Source organism: Teichococcus aestuarii, from assembly GCF_003116135.1.
Lineage (GTDB): Bacteria > Pseudomonadota > Alphaproteobacteria > Acetobacterales > Acetobacteraceae > Pseudoroseomonas > Pseudoroseomonas aestuarii.
This window is the reverse complement of record NZ_PDOA01000011.1, coordinates 118,825-136,453: the sequence shown is the minus strand read 5'-3', so window position 1 is coordinate 136,453 and position 17,629 is coordinate 118,825. Positions and strand designations below refer to the sequence as shown.

At 73.6% G+C, this 17,629-nt stretch carries 21 protein-coding genes and 2 tRNA genes; 7 read left to right on the top strand and 16 right to left on the bottom strand.

Translation table 11 applies throughout. The annotated features are described in order from the left end of the window. Positions 1-109: 109 nt before the first annotated feature. Both CR165_RS16320 and CR165_RS16315 read right to left on the bottom strand, forming a co-directional pair. A complete protein-coding gene (locus CR165_RS16320) occupies positions 110-1,294 on the bottom strand; it encodes an enolase C-terminal domain-like protein (protein ID WP_109518000.1) in 1,185 nt (394 codons plus the stop codon). Between the two features lie 4 nt (positions 1,295-1,298). Further along, the gene (locus CR165_RS16315; protein ID WP_109517999.1) at positions 1,299-2,471 is read right to left on the bottom strand and encodes a CaiB/BaiF CoA transferase family protein; all 1,173 of its coding nucleotides are present in this window, start codon (positions 2,469-2,471) and stop codon (positions 1,299-1,301) included. 155 nt (positions 2,472-2,626) lie between these two features. Here CR165_RS16315 and CR165_RS16310 point away from each other — a divergent pair, with 155 nt between their 5' ends. Next, positions 2,627-3,109, top strand: a complete 483-nt coding sequence (locus CR165_RS16310) for a GNAT family N-acetyltransferase (protein ID WP_109517998.1) — start codon at positions 2,627-2,629, stop codon at positions 3,107-3,109. A gap of 10 nt (positions 3,110-3,119) precedes the next feature. Here CR165_RS16310 and CR165_RS16305 read toward each other — a convergent pair whose 3' ends face one another. From CR165_RS16305 to CR165_RS16290, 4 genes are all read right to left on the bottom strand, one after another. Beyond that, a complete protein-coding gene (locus CR165_RS16305) occupies positions 3,120-3,668 on the bottom strand; it encodes a hypothetical protein (RefSeq protein ID WP_109517997.1) in 549 nt (182 codons plus the stop codon). A 162-nt stretch (positions 3,669-3,830) separates the two neighbouring features. Continuing rightward, a complete protein-coding gene (locus CR165_RS16300; RefSeq protein WP_109517996.1) occupies positions 3,831-4,034 on the bottom strand; it encodes a heavy-metal-associated domain-containing protein in 204 nt (67 codons plus the stop codon). Then, a complete protein-coding gene (cueR, locus tag CR165_RS16295) occupies positions 4,031-4,420 on the bottom strand; it encodes a Cu(I)-responsive transcriptional regulator (RefSeq protein ID WP_109517995.1) in 390 nt (129 codons plus the stop codon). Before cueR ends, CR165_RS16300 begins: the two co-directional genes overlap by 4 nt. Next, on the bottom strand, positions 4,417-6,789 hold the full coding sequence (locus tag CR165_RS16290) for a heavy metal translocating P-type ATPase (RefSeq protein ID WP_109517994.1): 2,373 nt from the start codon (positions 6,787-6,789) through the stop codon (positions 4,417-4,419). The genes cueR and CR165_RS16290 overlap by 4 nt, the downstream gene beginning before the upstream one ends. 117 nt (positions 6,790-6,906) lie before the next feature. Between CR165_RS16290 and CR165_RS16285 the strand changes: the two genes are divergently transcribed. Further along, a complete protein-coding gene (locus tag CR165_RS16285; RefSeq protein WP_109517993.1) occupies positions 6,907-7,989 on the top strand; it encodes a trypsin-like peptidase domain-containing protein in 1,083 nt (360 codons plus the stop codon). 108 nt (positions 7,990-8,097) lie between these two features. On the opposite strand, the gene CR165_RS16280 is transcribed toward CR165_RS16285, so the two are convergent. After that, complete coding sequence (locus CR165_RS16280) at positions 8,098-8,973, bottom strand: helix-turn-helix transcriptional regulator (RefSeq protein ID WP_109517992.1); 876 nt, start codon at positions 8,971-8,973, stop codon at positions 8,098-8,100. Between the two features lie 117 nt (positions 8,974-9,090). Between CR165_RS16280 and CR165_RS16275 the strand changes: the two genes are divergently transcribed. Then, positions 9,091-9,939, top strand: coding sequence for a substrate-binding domain-containing protein (locus CR165_RS16275; protein ID WP_109517991.1), 849 nt, complete (start codon positions 9,091-9,093; stop codon positions 9,937-9,939). 51 nt (positions 9,940-9,990) lie between these two features. On the opposite strand, the gene CR165_RS26020 is transcribed toward CR165_RS16275, so the two are convergent. The 6 genes from CR165_RS26020 to CR165_RS25105 all read right to left on the bottom strand — a co-directional run bounded on the left by CR165_RS26020 (position 9,991) and on the right by CR165_RS25105 (position 14,079). After that, entirely contained in the window at positions 9,991-10,116 is a 126-nt protein-coding gene (locus CR165_RS26020) for a hypothetical protein (protein ID WP_281262105.1), read from the bottom strand. A gap of 28 nt (positions 10,117-10,144) precedes the next feature. Then, the gene (gene mobA / locus CR165_RS16270; RefSeq protein ID WP_109517990.1) at positions 10,145-10,774 is read right to left on the bottom strand and encodes a molybdenum cofactor guanylyltransferase MobA; all 630 of its coding nucleotides are present in this window, start codon (positions 10,772-10,774) and stop codon (positions 10,145-10,147) included. Then, positions 10,764-11,654: a formate dehydrogenase accessory sulfurtransferase FdhD gene (gene fdhD / locus CR165_RS16265; RefSeq protein WP_109517989.1), complete on the bottom strand. Its 891-nt coding sequence runs from the start codon at positions 11,652-11,654 to the stop codon at positions 10,764-10,766. The genes mobA and fdhD overlap by 11 nt, the downstream gene beginning before the upstream one ends. 91 nt (positions 11,655-11,745) lie before the next feature. Continuing rightward, positions 11,746-12,387 (bottom strand): hypothetical protein, encoded by a 642-nt coding sequence (locus CR165_RS16260; protein WP_146201920.1) that lies wholly within the window; start codon positions 12,385-12,387, stop codon positions 11,746-11,748. A 39-nt stretch (positions 12,388-12,426) separates the two neighbouring features. Continuing rightward, positions 12,427-13,743, bottom strand: a complete 1,317-nt coding sequence (gene gabT / locus CR165_RS16255; RefSeq protein ID WP_109517987.1) for a 4-aminobutyrate--2-oxoglutarate transaminase — start codon at positions 13,741-13,743, stop codon at positions 12,427-12,429. 183 nt (positions 13,744-13,926) lie between these two features. Next, positions 13,927-14,079, bottom strand: a complete 153-nt coding sequence (locus tag CR165_RS25105; protein ID WP_181378198.1) for a hypothetical protein — start codon at positions 14,077-14,079, stop codon at positions 13,927-13,929. Between the two features lie 219 nt (positions 14,080-14,298). Here CR165_RS25105 and CR165_RS16250 point away from each other — a divergent pair, with 219 nt between their 5' ends. Beyond that, positions 14,299-15,300 (top strand): Bug family tripartite tricarboxylate transporter substrate binding protein, encoded by a 1,002-nt coding sequence (locus CR165_RS16250; RefSeq protein ID WP_109517986.1) that lies wholly within the window; start codon positions 14,299-14,301, stop codon positions 15,298-15,300. A gap of 33 nt (positions 15,301-15,333) precedes the next feature. Here CR165_RS16250 and CR165_RS16245 read toward each other — a convergent pair whose 3' ends face one another. The 3 genes from CR165_RS16245 to rlmB all read right to left on the bottom strand — a co-directional run bounded on the left by CR165_RS16245 (position 15,334) and on the right by rlmB (position 16,845). Then, on the bottom strand, positions 15,334-15,549 hold the full coding sequence (locus CR165_RS16245) for a hypothetical protein (RefSeq protein WP_109517985.1): 216 nt from the start codon (positions 15,547-15,549) through the stop codon (positions 15,334-15,336). A gap of 19 nt (positions 15,550-15,568) precedes the next feature. Then, positions 15,569-15,802: a hypothetical protein gene (locus CR165_RS16240; protein ID WP_109517984.1), complete on the bottom strand. Its 234-nt coding sequence runs from the start codon at positions 15,800-15,802 to the stop codon at positions 15,569-15,571. A 134-nt stretch (positions 15,803-15,936) separates the two neighbouring features. Continuing rightward, on the bottom strand, positions 15,937-16,845 hold the full coding sequence (gene rlmB / locus CR165_RS16235) for a 23S rRNA (guanosine(2251)-2'-O)-methyltransferase RlmB (protein ID WP_109517983.1): 909 nt from the start codon (positions 16,843-16,845) through the stop codon (positions 15,937-15,939). A 289-nt stretch (positions 16,846-17,134) separates the two neighbouring features. Here rlmB and CR165_RS16230 point away from each other — a divergent pair. From CR165_RS16230 to CR165_RS16220, 3 genes are all read left to right on the top strand, one after another. Further along, a tRNA-Tyr gene (locus tag CR165_RS16230) sits at positions 17,135-17,217 on the top strand. A gap of 123 nt (positions 17,218-17,340) precedes the next feature. Then, positions 17,341-17,414 (top strand) — tRNA-Gly (locus CR165_RS16225). Positions 17,415-17,501: 87 nt separating this feature from the next. Continuing rightward, positions 17,502-17,629, top strand: a 128-nt coding sequence (locus CR165_RS16220; protein WP_245906489.1) for a GTP-binding protein, incomplete at its 3' end; no start/stop codon positions are given.

Genomic DNA, 17,629 nt, shown 5'->3' with positions numbered 1-17,629 from the left:
AAAAGAAGCAAAAAGACTTTGTCAGTCTGGCGCGGCGCCCGTGGATGGCGCGGGCCAAACTGACAAAAGTTTTTTGGTTCTTTTTTCCAAAAAAGAACCTCTTCCTGGCTTACGCCACCAGCGTCCGCAGCACCGCATACAGCGCCGACTTCTTCTCGAAGCCGATGCCGGGCGTGTCGTGCAGGCGGATGCGGCTCTCCTGCACCGGCGTATCGTCGGCGAAGCCGCCGAAGGGCGCGAACACCTCCGGGTAGCTCTCATTGCCGCCGAGGCCGAGCCCCACCGCGATGTTGAGCGCGAACTGGTGCCCGCCATGCGGCACGCAGCGGCGCGGCGACCAGCCATGCTGCGCCAGCATCTCCAGCGTGCGGAGATATTCCACCAGCCCGTAGGAGAGGGCGGGGTCGAACTGCAGGATGTCGCGGTCCGGGCGCAGCCCGCCATGGCGGATCAGGTTGCGCGCATCCTGCATGGAGAACAGGTTCTCGCCGGTGGCGATGGGGCCGGCATAATGCTCGGCCAGCGCGGCGTGGGTGCTGTAGTCCAGCGGGTCCAGCGGCTCCTCGTACCAGCGCAGCTTGTAGGGGGCCAGCGCCGCCGCGTAGCTCAGCGCCGCGTGCAGGCCGAAGCGGCCGTTGACGTCCACGCAGAGGCGGGAGCCGTCGCCGCCCAGCAGCTTCAGCACCGCCTCGATGCGGGCGATGTCCTCCTTCAGCGCGTCGCGCAGCGGCGTGCCGGGGGCGCCGCCGATCTTCATCTTCACCACCGAGTAGCCCATGCCGAGATAGCGCCGCATCTCCTCGACGAGCTGATCGACGCCCTTGCCGGGGTAGTAGTAGCCGCCGGCGGCGTAGATCCAGGCGCTCTCATCGGCCTGGCCCTGGCGGTAGCGCTCGGCCAGCAGCGCCCAGAGCGGCTTGCCCTCCAGCTTCGCCGCCGCGTCCCACAGCGCCATGTCCAGCACGCCGACCGCCACGGAGCGCTCGCCATGCCCGCCGGGCTTCTCGTTGCGCATCATGGCGGCCCAGGCGCCGGCCGGGTTCAGCGTGCCCTCGGGCGTGGCCAGCGCCACCTCCGGCGCCTCCAGCAGGCGCGGGATGAAGCGCTCCCGCAGCAGGCCGGGCTGGGCGTAGCGGCCGTTGGAGTTGAAGCCGAAGCCGGTGGCGGCGCGGCCATGGCCGTCCTCCACCGTGACGGCGACGATGCTCGCCGTCATCTTCGAGAAGTCGATATAGGCGTTGGCGATGTCGCTGGCGATCGGCGCGACGCCGTCGCGGATGGCGGTGATGCGCATGGGGTCAGATGGCCTTCTTGGCGCGGAGCGTGTCGATCTCCTCCGAGGCGAAGCCGAATTCGCGCAGCACGGAGGTGGTGTGCTGGCCGCGCTCCGGCGTCGGCTGGCGCGGCGGCTCGACGCCGGCGAGCTGCATGGGCGGCCGCACCAGGTTGATCTCGCCGAGCTGCGGGTGGCGCACCGGCCAGGCGAGGCCGAGATGCCGCACCTGCGCGTCGTCGAACACCTGGTCCATGGAATAGACCGGGCCGCAGGGCACGCCGGCGGCGTTGAAGGCCTCGATCCAGTGGGCGGCGGTGTCCGTCTCCAGCTTCGCCTGCAGCACGGCGTTGGTCTTGGTGCGGTTCTGCGAGCGCAGCTTGTCGGTGGCGAGATCGGGGTCGGCCGCCTCCGCCTCGATGCCGAGCACGCCGACGATGCGCCGCCACATCTCGCCGCCGCCAGCGGCGATGTTGATGACGCCGTCGCTGGTGCGGAACAGGCCGGTGGGAATGGTGGTGGGGTGGTCGTTGCCGGCCTGCTGCGGCACCTCGCCCTTCATGGTCCAGCGCGTGGCCTGGAAGTCCATCATGCCCACCATCGCCTCCAGCAGCGAGGTGTGCACCCAGCGGCCGCGCCCCGTCTGCTCCCGCTCCAGCAGCGCGACGAGGATGCCGATGGCGCAGTAGAGCCCGGCGGTGAGGTCGGCCACGGGGATGCCGGCACGCACCGGCCCCTGGCCGGGCAGGCCGGTCACGCTCATCAGCCCGCCCATGCCCTGGGCGATCTGGTCGAAGCCGGGCCGCTTCGCATAGGGGCCGTCCTGCCCGAAGCCGGAGATGGAGCCGAGCACGATGCGCGGGTTGATGGCGGCGAGCGCCTCGTAGCCGATGCCGAGGCGGTCCTTCACGTCGGGGCGGTAGTTCTCCACCACCACATCGGCCTGCGCCACCAGCCGCCGGAACGCCGCCAGCCCGTCCGGCGACTTCAGGTTCAGCGTGATGCCGCGCTTGTTGCGGTGGACGTTCTGGTAGTCCGGCCCCAGCGTGTCGCCGCCCAGCCCCTTGCCGGTGTCGACCGCCTCCGGCGCCTCGATCTTGATGACATTGGCGCCCCAGTCGGCCAGCTGGCGCACGCAGGTGGGGCCGGAGCGGACGCGGGTGAGGTCGAGCACGGTGAAGCGGGCGAGCGGCAGCATGGGCCTGGGTTTCCTCCGGCGGTGGCGCCGTGGAATGGCGCCCGGCCAGAGTAACGCGCGGCGCCGGGGCGGGAAGCCCCCCCGGCCGGCCCCCGCGCTGGCGCCGCGCCGCCGCCCTGCCTAAACCGGGGCTTCCAGCAGGAGAGCTTCGCCGCATGTTGATCCGCCCCGCCCGTGCCGAGGACCAGACTTCCCTCTGGTCCATCCTCGGCCCGACCATCCGTGCCGGCGAGACCTATGCCCTGCCGCGCGACATGGGCGAGGCGGCGGCGCTGGCCTACTGGCTGGGCGCGGACCGCGAGACCTTCGTGGCGGAGGCGGGGGGCGAGATCCTCGGCACCTACTACATCCGCCCCAACCAGGCGGGGGGCGGGGCGCATGTGGCCAATTGCGGCTACATGACCGCGGCGGCCGCCACCGGGCGGGGCGTTGCGCGGGCGATGTGCGCGCACTCGCTGGAGCACGCCCGGGCGCGCGGCTACCGGGCGATGCAGTTCAACTGCGTGGTCAGCACCAATGAGCGGGCGGTGCGGCTGTGGCAGGCCATGGGCTTCGAGATCCTGGCCCGCCTGCCGGGCGCGTTCCGCCACCCCACGGCCGGCGAGGTGGACGCGCTGGTGATGTTCCAGGCGCTCTGACCGCGCCCGCTCAGCCGAGCGGGCTGTCCGCGAGGCGGGCGAAGGGGCCGTAGAGGTCGCAGAGATCGGTGCTGGGGCTGAGCTTGCGGTAGCGCATCGGCGAGAGCGGGTCCCGCGGCTGCACGGCCAGCAATTGCTGCCCGTTCCGGTCGAGGAAGAGGCGGTGGTGGAAGCTGTCGCCGCGGTGGATGACGAAGACGCCGCGCGTCTCCGCCACCTGCTCTCCCAGATCGTCCAGCGCCCAGCGGCGCCAGGTGACGGCCCAGCCCTGGCGGGTGCGGGTGAGGGCGCGCGCATCCATCTCGGCATTGCGGGAAAAGAAATCCCGGTGCGATTCGACAAGCTGGGCGAGGTCGTCCCGCAGGCGGTTGAGGATGGGGTTGAGCGCGGCCGGCGGCGGTGGCGGCGCCGCCTGGTGCACATCGGTGCCGCCATAGCCGGTGAAGCGGGCCTGCTGGTAGTCGGCCAGTGGCGAGGGGCTGCGCCAGCCGCCCGGCACGATGCCGGGGCCCGCGCCGGGCGTGCCCGGCAGGGTGGGGTTTTTCCAGAGACCGCTCATGCCAGATCCTCCGCCCGCAGATGCCGGGGATTCCTGCCATGCTTCCCTGAAGAAAGTCTGAAGGCGCCGCGGCCGGCGCGCTTCAGCCGGTGCCCGCGCGCTTCAGCCGGTGCCCGCGCGCTTCAGCCGGTGCCCGCGCGCTTCAGCCGGTGCCCGCACGCTTCAACCGGTGACGGTGTAGCCTTCCTCCGCCACCAGCGCGGCGACGCGCGCGCGCGGCAGGCCGGTGGCGGCGCGCACCGTGCCGGCGGCGAGGTCCACCGCCACCTCCGCCTTCGGGTCCTCGGCGCGGATCGCCTCGGTCACGGCGCGCACGCAGTGGCCGCAGCTCATGCCCTGCACGGTCAGGGTGTGGGTCTCGGTCATGGCAGCTTCTCCAGTTCGTCCAGGATGGGGCAGTCGGGGCGGGCATCGCCGTGGCAGTGGGCGGCCAGGTGGCGCAGCGAGCGGGCCATGGCCTGCATCGCCTCCGCCTTGGCCTCCAGCGCCGCGACATGGTCGAGCGCGATGCGCCGCACATCGGCGCTGGCGCGGTGGCGGTCCCGCCACAGCGCCAGCAGGCGGCGCACATCCTCCAGCGGGAAGGCGAGCGCCCGGGCGTGGCGGATGAAGCGCAGCACCGCGATGTCGGCCTCCGCGTAGTCGCGGTAGCCATTGGCCAGGCGCCGTGCCGTCAGCAGCCCCTCCGCCTCGTAGTGGCGGATCATCTTGGCGCTGAGGCCGGAGCGCCGCGCCGCCTCGCCGATGTTCATGCGCGCGCCCTCCAGCGGCGGAGCAGCAGCGCGTTGGAGAGCACCGCCACCGAGGAGAAGGCCATCGCCGCCCCCGCCAGTGCCGGCGAGAGCAGGCCGAAGGCCGCGAGCGGGATGCCCAGCGTGTTGAACCCGAAGGCCCAGGCCAGGTTCTGCCGGATCTTTGCCAGCGTCGCGCGGGTGATGGAGAGCGTCGCCGGCACCAGCGCCGGGTCCGGGCGCAGCAGCGTCACATGCGCGGCGGCGATGGCGGCATCCGTGCCGCTGCCCATGGCGATGCCGAGATCGGCGGTGGCGAGTGCTGCGGCGTCGTTCACGCCATCGCCCACCATGGCCACGCGGCGGCCCTCGCGCTGCCAGGCGGCGACGCGCTCGGCCTTCTGCGCCGGCAGCACCTCGGCCGCCACCTCCGCGATGCCGAGGCCCTGCGCCACGGCGCGGGCGGCGGCGGGGCCGTCGCCGCTCAGCATGGCGGTGGCAACGCCCTGGGCGGCCAGCGCGGCCACGGCCGCGCCGGCACTCTCGCGCGGCGTGTCGGCGAAGGCCAGCAGGGCCAGGGCCTGGGGCGGCTCGGGCCGGATCAGCCAGGAGAGGGTTTCGCCGCGCCCGGCGGCGGCCTCGGCCTCGGCGGCCAGCGGGCCGGGGGCGGCGCCGCTCTCGGCCAGCAGCCGGTTGCTGCCGAGCAGCAGGCGCTGCCCGTCCACCACCCCCTCCACGCCGCGTCCGGGCAGGGCGCGGAAGGCTTCGGCCGGGGCGGGCGTGCCGCCGGCCTGTTCCAGCACGGCGCGGGCCAGCGGGTGCTCGCTGCCGGCCTGCAGGCGCGCGGCGGCGGCCAGCGCCCCGGCGCGGTCCTGGCCCGGGGCAGGGTGCAGCGCCGCCAGCCGGGGGCGGCCCTCGGTCAGCGTGCCGGTCTTGTCGAAGGCGACGAGGGTGATGTGCCCGGCCCGCTCCAGCGCCTCGGCGTCGCGGATCAGGATGCCGGCGCGGGCGGCGGCGCCGGTGCCGGCCATGATGGCGGCCGGCGTCGCCAGGCCCAGCGCGCAGGGGCAGGCGATGACCAGCACCGCCACCGCGTGCAGGATGGCCGCCGCCACCCCGCCGCCGGCGAGCCACCAGCCCAGGAAGGTGAGCGCGGCGATGCCCAGCACCACCGGCACGAAGACGGCGCTGACCCGGTCCACCAGCTTCTGCACCGGCGCGCGGCTGGCCTGGGCCGCCTGCACCAGCTTCGCCACCTGGGCCAGCCGCGTCTCGGCGCCGACCGCCGTGGCGCGCAGCACCAGCCTGCCATCCAGCGCCACCGTGCCGGTGGCCACCGTGTCGCCCGGGTGCTTCTCCACGGCGCGGCTCTCGCCGGTCAGCGCGCTTTCATCGACGCCCGAGGCGCCCTCCTCCACCGTGCCGTCGGCGGGGATGCGCTCGCCGGGGCGGACCACCACGCGGTCGCCGGGGTGGAGGGCGGCGATCGGCACCTCCTGCTCCAGCCCCGCCGCATCCAGCCGGCGGGCGGTGCGCGGGCGCAGCGCCAGCAGCGCGGCGATGGCGGCCCCCGTGGCGCGGCGGGCGCGCGATTCGAGGTGCCGCCCCAGCAGCACGAAGGCGATGACCACCGCCGCCGCCTCGAAATAGAGATGCGGCTCGCCCTGCAGCAGCAGCACCAGCGAGAGGCCGAAGGCGGCGCTGGTGCCGATGGCCACCAGCAGGTCCATGTTGCCGGTGCGCGCCTTCAGCGCCGACCAGCCGGCGCGGTAGAAGCGCAGCCCCAGCCAGAATTGCAGCGGCGCTGCCAGCAGCGCCTGCGCCCAGCCCGGCGGCATCCAGTGCCGGCCGAAGGCCATCCCCACCATGCCGATGAGGAAGGGCGCGACCAGGGCGAAGGCGAGCGCCAGCTCCAGCCGCTCCCGCCGCAGCTGGCGGGCCTGCGTGGCCTCCTCGTCCGGCCCGGCCTCGGCGCGCAGGGCATAGCCGGCGCGGCCGATGGCCTCGGCCAGGGGCTCGGTCTCCGTTCCCGCCAGCAGGCGCAGATGCGCCGTCTCCGAGGCCAGGTTCACCGAGACGTCCAGCACGCCCGGCACCTTCCGCAGCGCGCGCTCCACCCGCCCCGCGCAGCTGGCGCAGGTCATGCCCTCGATGGCGAGGTCCCGCTCCGTCTCGGCCACGCCGTAGCCGGCGCGGGCGATGGCCTCGCGCAGCGCCTCGAGGCTGGCGGTGCCCTCGGCCTCGGCCTGCTCGCTGGCCAGGTTGACCCGGGCCTCGGTGACGCCCGGCACCTTTCGCAGGGCACGCTCCACGCGGCCGGCGCAGCTCGCGCAGGTCATGCCGGTCACGGGCAGGGTCAGGCGGGTGGGGGCGGGGGCGAGGTCGGGCATGGCGCCAAGATGGGGATTCCCATTATGGGAAGGTCAAGGGGCGAATGCGGAAACCTCGCCGGAAGCGCGGGGCTGGCCATTGACCCGGAGCCGCCGAGAGAGAACATCCCGCCCGTCATGCACCGCACCGCCCTGCTCTGCGCCTTCCTCGCCCTGCCCGCCACCACGCTGGCGCAGGGTTCCCCGGCACCGGCCTTCACGGCACCGGCTCCCGCTGCCACGGCCCCCACGGCACCGGCTCCCGCCGCCCCGGCGGAGGCGGGCAACCGGCTCCAGCTCGTCAACCGCACCGGGCAGGACGCCACCAGCCTGCAGGCGGTGCGCAGCGGCCGCGCCGACTGGGGGGCCAACACCCTGCCGCGGCCGATGCCGACCGACAAATCCTTCACCCTGCGCACCCGCGCCGAGGCCGGCTGCCGCTTCGACATCCGCCTGACCGTGGCGGATGGCCGGGTGGCGGTGCTGCGGGACCGCGACATCTGCGCCGAGCCGCGCGTGGTGGTGGAGGAGGCCGCGCTGCGCGCCGCGCCCAGCCGCCCGGCCGCCGGCCAGCCGGACCCCAAGGCGCGCGCCGCCTCCGGCACCGGCTTCGTCGTGGCCACCGACCGGGTGCTGACCAACCATCACGTGGTGGATGGCTGCGACCGCATCTTCGTCCGCACCGCCGACGGGCGGACGCTGCCCGCCGTGCCGCCCGCGCGGGTGGATGCCGGCATCGACCTCGCCCTGCTGGCCGTGCCGGGCGACCCGGGCGAGCCGCTGCCCTTCCGCGCCAGCCCCGAGGTGCGGCGGGGCGAGGGTGTCATCGCCTTCGGCTTCCCGCTGGCCGGGCTGCTCTCCTCCGACCCCAAGCTGACGCGGGGCGAGGTGAACGGGCTGAACGGCCTCGGCAACAACCCCAACCACTACCAGATCAGCGCCGAGGTGCAGCCGGGCAATTCCGGCGGCCCGCTGCTGGACATGCAGGGCCACATCGTCGGCGTGGTGGTGAGCAAGCTGCACGCGCAGAACATCGCCAAGCGCACCGGCGACATCCCGCAGAACGTGAACTTCGCGGTGAAGGGCGCGGTGGCGCAGGAATTCCTCCGCCGCGCCCAGATCACGCCGCAGACCGCCCCCAGCGCGGGCGCGGAGCGCAGCGTCGCCGACATCGGCGAGCTGGCCAACCGGGGCACGGTGTTCGTCCGCTGCGAGAAGTGACGGCCTAGAGCCTTTTCCGTTCGCACTGGCTCACAGAAAAGGCTCTGGCTCATTGTTTCCACGAGCATCTTCACGCGATCAGGCGAAGCAGCCTGCTCGCGATCTGCTCTAGACCCGGAAAGCCACGCTGCCGCAGGCGGCGATGTCGTAGCCGCTCAGCCGCTCCGCCCGCGCCGCGAAGCCGGGCGTGCGGGTGAAGCGGAGCAGCGCCTGCAGCTCCGGCCCGAACCAGTCCTGCGCCCGCGCCACGAGGTCGAAGCGCTCGCGGATCAGCGGCAGGAAGTGCAGCCCGCGCGCCGCCGCCTCGGCACGGATGCCGAAGCCGGCCTCGGCACGGCCCTCGGCCACGGCGGCGGCCACCTCGTCCTCCGCCATGGCGGGCTCGGCCAGGAAGCGGAGGGAGTCCAGCCGGATCTGCGCCTCGGCCAGCAGGTGCAGCAGCAGCAGGTGGCTGCCGGCGCGCGGCTGGCGCCCGGCCACGCGCAGTCCCGGCCGCGCCAGGTCGGCGATGCCGCGCACCGCCTGCGGGTTGCCGGCGGGCAGGATCAGCCCCTGCTCGCGCCAGGCCCAGACCAGCCCCACCGCCTGCGCGTCCGGCAGCAGGTCGCGCACCGTGGCCTCGTTGAAGGCGCCGCCATCGGGGTCCGGCAGGTGGGTGGCGGCGGCCAGGGCGCGGCCGGCGGCCAGGGTCTCCAGCCCCATCAGGCTGCCGCCCGCGGCGATGGCCAGGCCGCAGCCGGATTGCCGCACCGCCCAGTCCAGCAGCGGGTCGTGGCTGCCGGCCAGGATGGCGGGCGGGGCGAGGCGGGCCGCCTCCGGCCCGGCGGCGCGGCTCATCCAGCGCAGCAGCAGGTCGCGCGGGAAGATCCACTTGCCGGCCAGGATCACCGCCGGCAGGCGCTGCTGCCGGGCCAGGTCATACAGGGCACGCTCGGACAGGCGCAGCAGCCGCGCGGCTTCCTTCAGGGTGAGAAATTCCGGCATCAGGCGGCAGGCTCCGGCAGGTGGCGGCGGATGCTAGGGAATGGGGCGGCTCCCCGCCAGCGCCTGCCGTGTCAGTTTGCCTGCCCGAGACAAAATGCCGGACCGGAGCCAGAGCCCATGCGCCGCCGCCTCTTCCTGCCCCTGCTGCCCTTGCTCGCGGGGCTGCTCGCCAGCCTGCCGCCCCTGTCGCCCTCCCTGGCGCAGGAGCGCAGCATCACCGTCTCCTCCACCACCTCCACCGAGCAATCCGGCCTGTTCGGCCATATCCTGCCGATCTTCACGGGGAAGACGGGCATCGCCGTGCGCGTGGTGGCGCTGGGCACCGGGCAGGCGCTCGATGTCGGCCGGCGCGGCGATGCCGACGTGGTCTTCGTGCACGACCGGGCGGCGGAGGAGAAGTTCGTCGCCGAGGGCTATGCGACGCGCCGCTATCCCGTGATGTACAACGACTTCGTGCTGGCCGGGCCGAAGGCGGACCCGGCGGGGGTGCGCGCCGCCGGCGCCGACATCGCCGCCGCGCTGAAGGCCATCGCGGAGAGGAAGGCGGCCTTCATCAGCCGCGGCGACCGCTCCGGCACCCATGCGGCCGAGCTGCGGCTGTGGCGCCAGGCGGGGATCGACCCGGCGGCCACCGGCGGCGGCTGGTACAAGGAGATCGGGCAGGGGATGGGCCCGGCGCTGAACACCGCCGCCGCCGCCGAGGCCTATCTGCTGGCCGACCGCGGCACCTGGATCAGCTTCCGCAACCGCCGCGGCCTCGCCATCCTCACCGAGGGCGACCAGCGCCTGTTCAACCAGTATGGCGTGATGCTGGTGAACCCGGCGCGGCACCCGCATGTGAAGCAGGCGGAGGGCCAGGCCTTCATCGACTGGCTGGTGTCGCAGGAGGGGCAGGCGGCCATCGCCGGCTACAGGATCGACGGCGAGCAGCTCTTCTTCCCGAACGCCGGCGACCCGCGGGGCTGAACGCGGGCGCCGGCCGGCGGGGAGGGCCGCGGCTTCTCCCCGGCCGCTGCGTTACAGCCGCACGCCGCGGGTCTGGAAGGCGGTCTCGGCGTCGCGCTGCACCTCGGTGTCCAGCACGAAGGAGGCTGCCGTGGCCAGGATGATGGCGGCCACGACGCCGGTGATGAATGCCTTCATGGTTTCTCGCTCCGCGGAATGGCGTGCCTCAAGCTATGGGCAGCGGCGGCGCGGACCGCAAGAGCTTCTCCGCCTCCGCCAGCTCCTCCGGCGCGTTGGCGTTGAAGAAGGGGTCCACCGGCGTGGCGGGCCACTCGGCCTCGGCGCAGCCGAAGCGGGCGGTCCAGCGGTCGATCTTGCGCTCGCCGCCCTGCAGCGCGGCGCGCAGCTCGTCCCGCAGCGCCACCGGCCAGAGGCCGATCGGCGGGTGCGACCAGCCGCCGGAGCGGGCGCAGGCCAGCGGCGTGCCCGCCGCCACGCGCGCCGCGTGCAGCCGCGCCACGAGGTCGGCCGGGATGAAGGGCGAATCGCCCGGCACCGAGACCAGCCAGGGCAGGTCCGGCCGCTCCGCCGCCGCCCAGTCCAGCCCGGCCAGGATGCCGGCGAGCGGGCCGGGATGGCCGGGCAGCCCGTCGGCCGCCACCGGCAGGCCCCAGGCGGCGAAGCGCGCCGGGTGGCCATTGGCGTTCAGCAGCACGCCCGCCACCTGCGGGCGCAGGCGGAGCAGCACATGGTCGAGCATCGGCCTTCCGCCGAGCGGGCGCAGCGGCTTGTCGCCGCCGCCCATGCGGCGCGCCAGCCCGCCCGCCAGGACGAGGCCGAGCGTCTTAGCCCGCATGGCTTTCCGCCTCCCGGCTGTTCTTGCGCCAGTGGCGGGGGCTTTCCTCACCATCCCGCGCCGGGTCGGCGTCGAAGACGATGCGGTTCTCGCCGGCCAGCGCGATGAAGCGGCTGCCCTTGCAGCGGCCGATGAGGGTGAGGTTCGCCTCGCGCGCCAGCTCCACCCCCCAGGCGGTGAAGCCCGAGCGCGAGATGAGGATGGGAATGCCCATCCGCACGGTCTTGATGACCATCTCGGAGGTGAGGCGGCCGGTGGTGTAGAAGATCTTGTCGGCGCCCGGCTCGCCCTCGCGGAACATCCAGCCGGCGATCTTGTCCACCGCGTTGTGGCGGCCGACATCCTCCATGTAGACGATCGGCTGGTCCGCCTGGCACAGCGCGCAGCCATGGATGGCGCCGGCCTCCAGGTAGAGCGTCGGCAGGGTGTTGATGGCGCGCAGCAGGCCGTAGAGCCAGGAGGTGCGCAACACCGCCTCCGCCGGCAGCCGGACCTGGGCGAAGCCTTCCATCAGGTCGCCGAAGGCGGTGCCCTGGGCGCAGCCGGAAGTCAGCGTCTTCTTGCGCAGCTTCGCCTCGTGGTCCGTGGTCCGCTCGGTGCGGACGACGACGACGCCGAGATCCTCGTCATGGTCGATGGCGGAGACGCGGTCGTCCGGCCGCAGCATCCCCTGGTTCAGCAGGTAGCCGAGGGCGAGATCCTCCGGGTGGTCGCCGATCGTCATCATGGTGACGATCTCCTGCCCGTTCAGGTAGAGCGTCAGCGGCCGCTCGACGGTGACGCTGACCTCGACGGGCCGCCCCGCCTGGTCGAGCCCCGCCACCCGGCGGGTGAGGCGGGGGTCGGAGGGGTCGGGGCGGACGCGCAGCGCATCGGTCATGCGCCAGAGATGCCCATGCCCGGCGGAAAAAAGAAGGGGGTGGCGCGGCGGGAGGGTGCCGCCACCCGCCGCGCCACCCGCCGCGCCACCCTCAGTGGGCCGCCGGTGCCTCGCGCTGGTAGCGCTCTTCGCCGCCGCGCAGGGCCAGGGGGCGCAGCAGGAAGGCGGTGCCCCACCCCCAGCCGCCATTGACGACGGCCCATTGCCACCACGGCGCCTCGAATCCCGGCACGCCGGGAAGCCGGCCGAACAGGGTGAGCCCGAAGGCGCCGAGCAGCGCGCCGCAGAGCAGGTCCGGCAGGGCGTGCACCCAGCGCAGGATCAGCGAGAGGAAGGCGCCGCCGAGCGCACCCACCAGCATCAGCGCGTAGAGCGCCGGGATCTCGGTGCCCGGCAGCGGGGCGAAGAGGAAGCCGCGCTCCGGCACCAGGCGGAAGGCCTGGTGCAGCACGAACAGGCTGGCCTGGTGGAACACGACGATGGCGATGGCCCCCACCACCAGCCCGCCGCCCAGCGCGCGGCGCGGCCCAAAGGGGAGGGGCCAGCGCAGCAGCAGCAGCGCCAGGGCGGTGCCGGCCCCCAGCAGGGCGACCTCGCCCAGCCGGGCGAGGGAGATACCCTCCAGCGCTGGGCCGAGGGGGAGGGGGGTGGTCCCCCCGTTCCCCGCCATGACCCGCGCCACGACGAGGAATGCCAGGGCGAGCACCGCCCCCTTCAATGCAGCGCCGATCATGGAGTTGCCGGCTTGTCTCCCCCCGTCAGGCGCCTGGGCTCAGGCGGTGCGCTCGGCGACGCATTCGCGCAGCGCCTCGCCCAGGATGCCCATGCCTTCCTTCACCAGCGAATCGGAGGCGGTGAGCGGCACCAGGAAGCGGATGACGTTGCCGCGCACGCCGCAGGAGAGCAGCACCAGCCCCTTCTGGGCCGCGCGCGCCACCAGCGCCTTGGTCAGGTCGGGGTCCGGGCGGTTGGCGTCGTCGCCCGCCACCAGCTCCATCGCCACCATGGCGCCGAGGCCGCGGATGTCGCCGATGACGCCCTTCAGGCTGTTGCTCGCCTGCATCTCCTTCAGGGCGGAGACGATGATCTCGCCGATCTGGTCGGCGCGGGCGCAGAGGCCCTCCTCCTCGATCACGTCGAGCACGGCGTTGCCGGCGGCGCAGGCCAGCGGGTTGCCGCCATAGGTGCCGCCGAGGCCGCCGGCCATCGGGCTGTCCATGATCTCCGCCTTGCCGGTGACGGCCGAGAGCGGGAAGCCGCCGGCCAGCGACTTGGCCATGGTGATGATGTCCGGCTGCACGCCGGAATGCTCGATGGCGAACAGCTTGCCAGTGCGGGCGAAGCCGGTCTGCACCTCGTCGACAATCATGACGATGCCATGCTCGTCGCAGATGCGGCGGATGCCGGCCAGCAGCTCGGCCTGGGCGATGTAGAAGCCGCCCTCGCCCTGCACCGGCTCGATGATCATGGCGGCGATGCGCTTGGGGTCCACATCGGCGCGGAACATCACCTCCAGCGCCTCCAGCGTCTGCTCGACCTCCTTGCCGTGGTAGGCGACGGGGAAGGGCAGGTGGAACACCTCGCCCGGCATCGAGCCGAAGCCCGCCTTGTAGGGCACCACCTTGCCGGTCAGCGCCATGCCGAGCAGGGTGCGGCCGTGGAAGGCGCCGGAGAAGGCGATGACGCCGTTGCGGCCCGTGTGGTGGCGGGCGATCTTCACCGCGTTCTCGATCGCCTCGGCGCCGGTGGTGAGGAACACCGTCTTGCGGGGCCCGCGCGTCGGCACCACGGCGTTCAGCCGCTCGGCCAGGCGGATGTAGCCCTCATAGGGCATCACCTGGATGCAGGTGTGGCTGAAGTTCTCGAGCTGCGCGGCGACGGCGGCCTTCACCTTGGGGTGCAGGTGGCCGGTGTTCACCACCGCGATGCCGGCGCCGAAATCGATGTAGCGCTTGCCCTCGATGTCGGTGATCTCGGCGTTCTCGGCCTTCGCCGCGAAGACCGGAAGCTGGATGCCGAGGCCGCGCGGCACCGCCGCCTCGCGCCTCGCCTGCAGAGCCGCGTTGCTGTCGGCTGCCGTCACGCCCATGGCCCGTACTCCTGAAGCTGCCATTGTGGAGGCCGGACGATGCGCCCGCATCGCCGCCGCGCGCAAGGGCGCAACGACAGGAAATCGGCCATCGGGCGAGGCTTTGCGCTCCTGGCTATCGCAATGCGATCAAGGGGATGGGCAGGCCTGCCGCGGGCCTGCGCGCGCCCGGCCGGCGGCGGCTCAGCCGCCGGCGAGCCCCAGGGCGAGCGTGGCGAGCAGGCAGGCCCCCAGGCTGAGCAGCACCGGCAGGTCCGGCTCCGCCGCCAGGGGGGCGGCGAAGGCGCAGGCGGGCAGGGCCTGCGGCGTGGGCCGGTTGTCTTCCGCGTGGAGCATGATGGGCTTCCCATTAAACACGTTTGACAACTGTCATATAAATCATTCTACGGTAAGTTCCAAGAAAACACCCCGGCCCCTTCCTTGCGTCTGATTCCTTGCCCCTGCCCGCCGAAGCGGCCCGGAGATGCCGCGCCGGGACGCTGCAAAGCCGGTGATGACGAGGTTCGGGACGATGAGAGGCAGGCGCCGGAACGCCCTTCTGGAAATCACGATTTCATGACGCAGAATAAATTGCCCCGCCGCGCCCTGCCGGGCCTGCTCGCCGCCCTGGCCGCGCCGCTGCTGCCGCCGGCCCGCGCGCCGCGGGCCCAGCCCGCCGAGACCGCCGCCTTTCCCGACCGGCCGCTGCGGCTGATCGTGCCGGTGGCGCCGGGCGGCAGCCAGGATCTGGTGGCGCGGCTGCTGGCCCGCGGCATGGGCGAGGCGCTGGGCCGCGCCGTGCAGGTGGAGAACCTGCCCGGCGCCGGCAGCAACATCGGCTACGAGGCCGCCGCGCGGGCGAAGCCGGATGGCTACACGCTGCTCGCCGGCTCCGACAGCCTGTCGATCAACGCCGCCCTCTTCCCGCGCCTGGGCTACGACCCGCTGCGCGCCTTCGAGCCCATCCTGCCCGGCGTCGCCGTGCCGCAGATCCTGGTGGTGCGGGCCGAGGCGCCGCAGCGCGACCTGGCCGGATTCGCCGAGGCGGCGCGCGGCGGCGCCCTGGCGGTGGGCACGCCGGGCAATGGCAGCCTCTCCCACCTCGTCGGCGAGCTGATGCAGCAGGCGGCCGAGATCCGCTGGACCCATGTGCCCTACCGGGGCGGCGCCCTGGCCATCAACGACCTGCTGGCCGGGCATCTGGAGGGGGTGTGGATCAACATCGGCGCCGTCACCGACCATGTGCGGGGCGGCCGGCTGCGCGGCCTCGCCGTGTCCGCGCCACGCCGCGCCGCCGCCCTGCCGGAGGTGCCGACGCTGGAGGAGGCGGGGCTGCGCAACCTCGCCGCCACGGGCTGGCACGGGCTGGTGGCGCCGGCCGGGCTGCCGCCCGCCATCGCCGCGCGGCTGCACGCCGCCGGTCAGGCGGCCCTGCGCCGGCCAGATGTCGCCGAGCGGCTGGCCGCGCTCGGGGTGGAGGTGCTCGACGAGCCGCCTGCGGCGCTGGAGCGGCGGATCCTGGCCGATGCGGAACGCTGGGCGGCGGTGGTGAGGCGGGCGGGGATCAGGCCCGACTGACCCCCGGTCCCGCCGGCGGCGGCGCGCGTGGCGTCAGGGGGCGGCGAAGTCGCGGGCGAGGCGGCGCCGCGCCTCCGCGTCGCGGGCGATGGCGACGATGGCGCCCGTGCCCTCGCCGGGCAGGAAATCCTCCAGCGGGCGGAACTGCATGTTCAGCGCGTGGCGGCTGGCCCATTCGCGCAGGGCCTGCTCCTGCCCGAGGGAGAAGATGCGAAGCTCGATGGGCTGCGGGGAGGGGGTGTCCGGCATGGGGCGCGTTTCCCCAGGCTCAGGCGCGCAGCACGGGGCCGAAGGCGTCGGTGCTGGTGGCGCGCACCACCGAGGCGAAGAGGCGCAGCGCATCGGGGCCGCCCTGGTCGAGCAGCGAGCCGCCTTCCATTTCGCGCGCCAGGAGCTCGGCATGGCCGGCCAGGGTCTCGGCGGCGCGCCGCAGCGCCTCGCGCGAGAGGGCAAGCTGCTGCTGCTCGGAGAAATCGTGCCAGGTTGCGGGCCGGGGGGGCATGGTCGTGTCCCAGGATGCGGCCGTCTTGGCATTGTGGAGGTCCGTCCGGTGACGGCAGGGGCAGGATGGCGCGGAAAGGTTAAGGGTTGGCGAATGCGGTGGGGCGGATGCGCATCCGCCCCACGCGGTTTCCCTCAGTCCTTCCGGACCAGCTCGTAGAGCGCCACCGAGGCGGCGACCGAGACGTTCAGGCTCTCCACCGCGCCGCTGATGGGCAGGCGCACCAGCTCGTCGCAGGTCTCGCGCTGCAGGCGGCGCAGGCCGGTGTCCTCGGCGCCCAGCACCAGGGCCACGGGGCGGTCCTTCGGGCGGGCCTCGGCCAGGGTGTTGTTGGCGTCGCCATCCAGCCCCATCACCCAGTAGCCGGCGCGCTGCAGCGTCTGGATGGTGCGGGCCAGGTTCACCTCCCGCGCCACCGGCACGCTGTCCAGCGCGCCGACGGCGGCGCGCGCCATGGCGCCGGTCTCCGGCGGCGCGTTGCGGTCCTGCATCACCACCGCCGCGGCGCCGAAGGCGGCGGCCGAACGCAGGATGGCGCCGACATTGCGCGGGTCCGTCACCTGGTCGAGCAGCAGCACCGGCCCGCGCGAGCGCGCCAGCGCATCCTCCAGCGGCACCGGCGGCAGCGGCTCGCACAGCAGGGCGATGCCCTGGTGCACCGCGTCCTCGGTCAGGAAGGTCTGGAAGCGACCGCGCTCCACCCGCTCGGGCTGGATCTTCCAGGGGCGCGGCAGGCGCTCGGCCAGCGCCGCCTCGGCCTCGGTGGTGAGCAGCAGGCGGCGCAGCCGGCGCTGCGGGTTGGCCAGCGCCGCGGCCACGGTGTGCAGGCCGTAGAGCCACAGCGTGTTGGGCTCGGTCTTCTCGCGCGGGGCGGCGGCCTTCTCGCGGCGGGCGGGGGCCGGGCCCGCCATGGGCGCGGCCTCGGGGGCGCGCTCGGCGAATCGGGTGGCGCGGCTGGGGCGGGCGCCGGCGCGCGGCGCCGGCTCGGCCTCGGCCGTGCGGGAGGGCGCGCGCCCGGCGCCGGCCTGGGCGCCGTGGGGCATGCCAGGGGGGCGGCCATGGGCCTGGCCCTGGGGGGCCTGACCCTGGGGCCGGCCGGATTCAGGGGAATGCGTCCGCGAGGACGGGTGTGAGGAGGAACGGGAGGAGGGGCGTGGCCCCTCGGGCCGGCGGGGAGGGCGGGACATGCGCGGCATCCTGCGGATCGGCGGCGGCGGCGCAAGCACCATGCGCGATTTCCGGCGCTTTCTTCGCGAAACCGCATGGAGGCACGTTGACAGGCCGCCCGGAAACCAGATAGTCCGCAGCGCTCCCGCCGGCCGGGAACAGCGCGGAGGGGTGCCCGAGTGGCTAAAGGGGACGGACTGTAAATCCGTTGGCGCACGCCTACGTTGGTTCGAATCCAACCCCCTCCATACCGGCCCGCCCGCGACGTCTGCGGATGTCGCGGGCCCGGGCAGGCCAAGTTTTCCCGGTTGGAGGCGCCACGGCGCTGCGGTCCGTGCCCTGGTTGCAGGGATTCGGCACTGCCGCGCGGTGCGGGTGTAGCTCAATGGTAGAGCCCCAGCCTTCCAAGCTGGTTGTGCGGGTTCGATTCCCGTCACCCGCTCCATTCCCTCATGGGGAAGCGGAGCGGGCGGTGGGTCATGGGCCAGATGGTGCGCCGGTGTCGGCGCTGGACCAACAGGGTGACCGATAGATGGCGAAAGCTAAGTTTGAGCGGAACAAGCCGCACTGCAACATTGGTACGATCGGGCACGTGGACCATGGCAAGACGTCGCTGACGGCGGCGATCACCAAGGTTCTGGCGAAGTCGGGCGGTGCGTC

Coding starts and splice junctions, on each gene's coding strand:
- CR165_RS16320 (WP_109518000.1), bottom strand. CDS start 1,294: ATGCGCATCACCGCCATCCGCGACGGCGTCGCGCCGATCGCCAGCGAC.
- CR165_RS16315 (WP_109517999.1), bottom strand. CDS start 2,471: ATGCTGCCGCTCGCCCGCTTCACCGTGCTCGACCTCACCCGCGTCCGC.
- CR165_RS16310 (WP_109517998.1), top strand. CDS start 2,627: ATGTTGATCCGCCCCGCCCGTGCCGAGGACCAGACTTCCCTCTGGTCC.
- CR165_RS16305 (WP_109517997.1), bottom strand. CDS start 3,668: ATGAGCGGTCTCTGGAAAAACCCCACCCTGCCGGGCACGCCCGGCGCG.
- CR165_RS16300 (WP_109517996.1), bottom strand. CDS start 4,034: ATGACCGAGACCCACACCCTGACCGTGCAGGGCATGAGCTGCGGCCAC.
- cueR (WP_109517995.1), bottom strand. CDS start 4,420: ATGAACATCGGCGAGGCGGCGCGGCGCTCCGGCCTCAGCGCCAAGATG.
- CR165_RS16290 (WP_109517994.1), bottom strand. CDS start 6,789: ATGCCCGACCTCGCCCCCGCCCCCACCCGCCTGACCCTGCCCGTGACC.
- CR165_RS16285 (WP_109517993.1), top strand. CDS start 6,907: ATGCACCGCACCGCCCTGCTCTGCGCCTTCCTCGCCCTGCCCGCCACC.
- CR165_RS16280 (WP_109517992.1), bottom strand. CDS start 8,973: ATGCCGGAATTTCTCACCCTGAAGGAAGCCGCGCGGCTGCTGCGCCTG.
- CR165_RS16275 (WP_109517991.1), top strand. CDS start 9,091: ATGCGCCGCCGCCTCTTCCTGCCCCTGCTGCCCTTGCTCGCGGGGCTG.
- CR165_RS26020 (WP_281262105.1), bottom strand. CDS start 10,116: ATGAAGGCATTCATCACCGGCGTCGTGGCCGCCATCATCCTGGCCACG.
- mobA (WP_109517990.1), bottom strand. CDS start 10,774: ATGCGGGCTAAGACGCTCGGCCTCGTCCTGGCGGGCGGGCTGGCGCGC.
- fdhD (WP_109517989.1), bottom strand. CDS start 11,654: ATGACCGATGCGCTGCGCGTCCGCCCCGACCCCTCCGACCCCCGCCTC.
- CR165_RS16260 (WP_146201920.1), bottom strand. CDS start 12,387: ATGATCGGCGCTGCATTGAAGGGGGCGGTGCTCGCCCTGGCATTCCTC.
- gabT (WP_109517987.1), bottom strand. CDS start 13,743: ATGGGCGTGACGGCAGCCGACAGCAACGCGGCTCTGCAGGCGAGGCGC.
- CR165_RS25105 (WP_181378198.1), bottom strand. CDS start 14,079: ATGCTCCACGCGGAAGACAACCGGCCCACGCCGCAGGCCCTGCCCGCC.
- CR165_RS16250 (WP_109517986.1), top strand. CDS start 14,299: ATGACGCAGAATAAATTGCCCCGCCGCGCCCTGCCGGGCCTGCTCGCC.
- CR165_RS16245 (WP_109517985.1), bottom strand. CDS start 15,549: ATGCCGGACACCCCCTCCCCGCAGCCCATCGAGCTTCGCATCTTCTCC.
- CR165_RS16240 (WP_109517984.1), bottom strand. CDS start 15,802: ATGCCCCCCCGGCCCGCAACCTGGCACGATTTCTCCGAGCAGCAGCAG.
- rlmB (WP_109517983.1), bottom strand. CDS start 16,845: ATGCCCCACGGCGCCCAGGCCGGCGCCGGGCGCGCGCCCTCCCGCACG.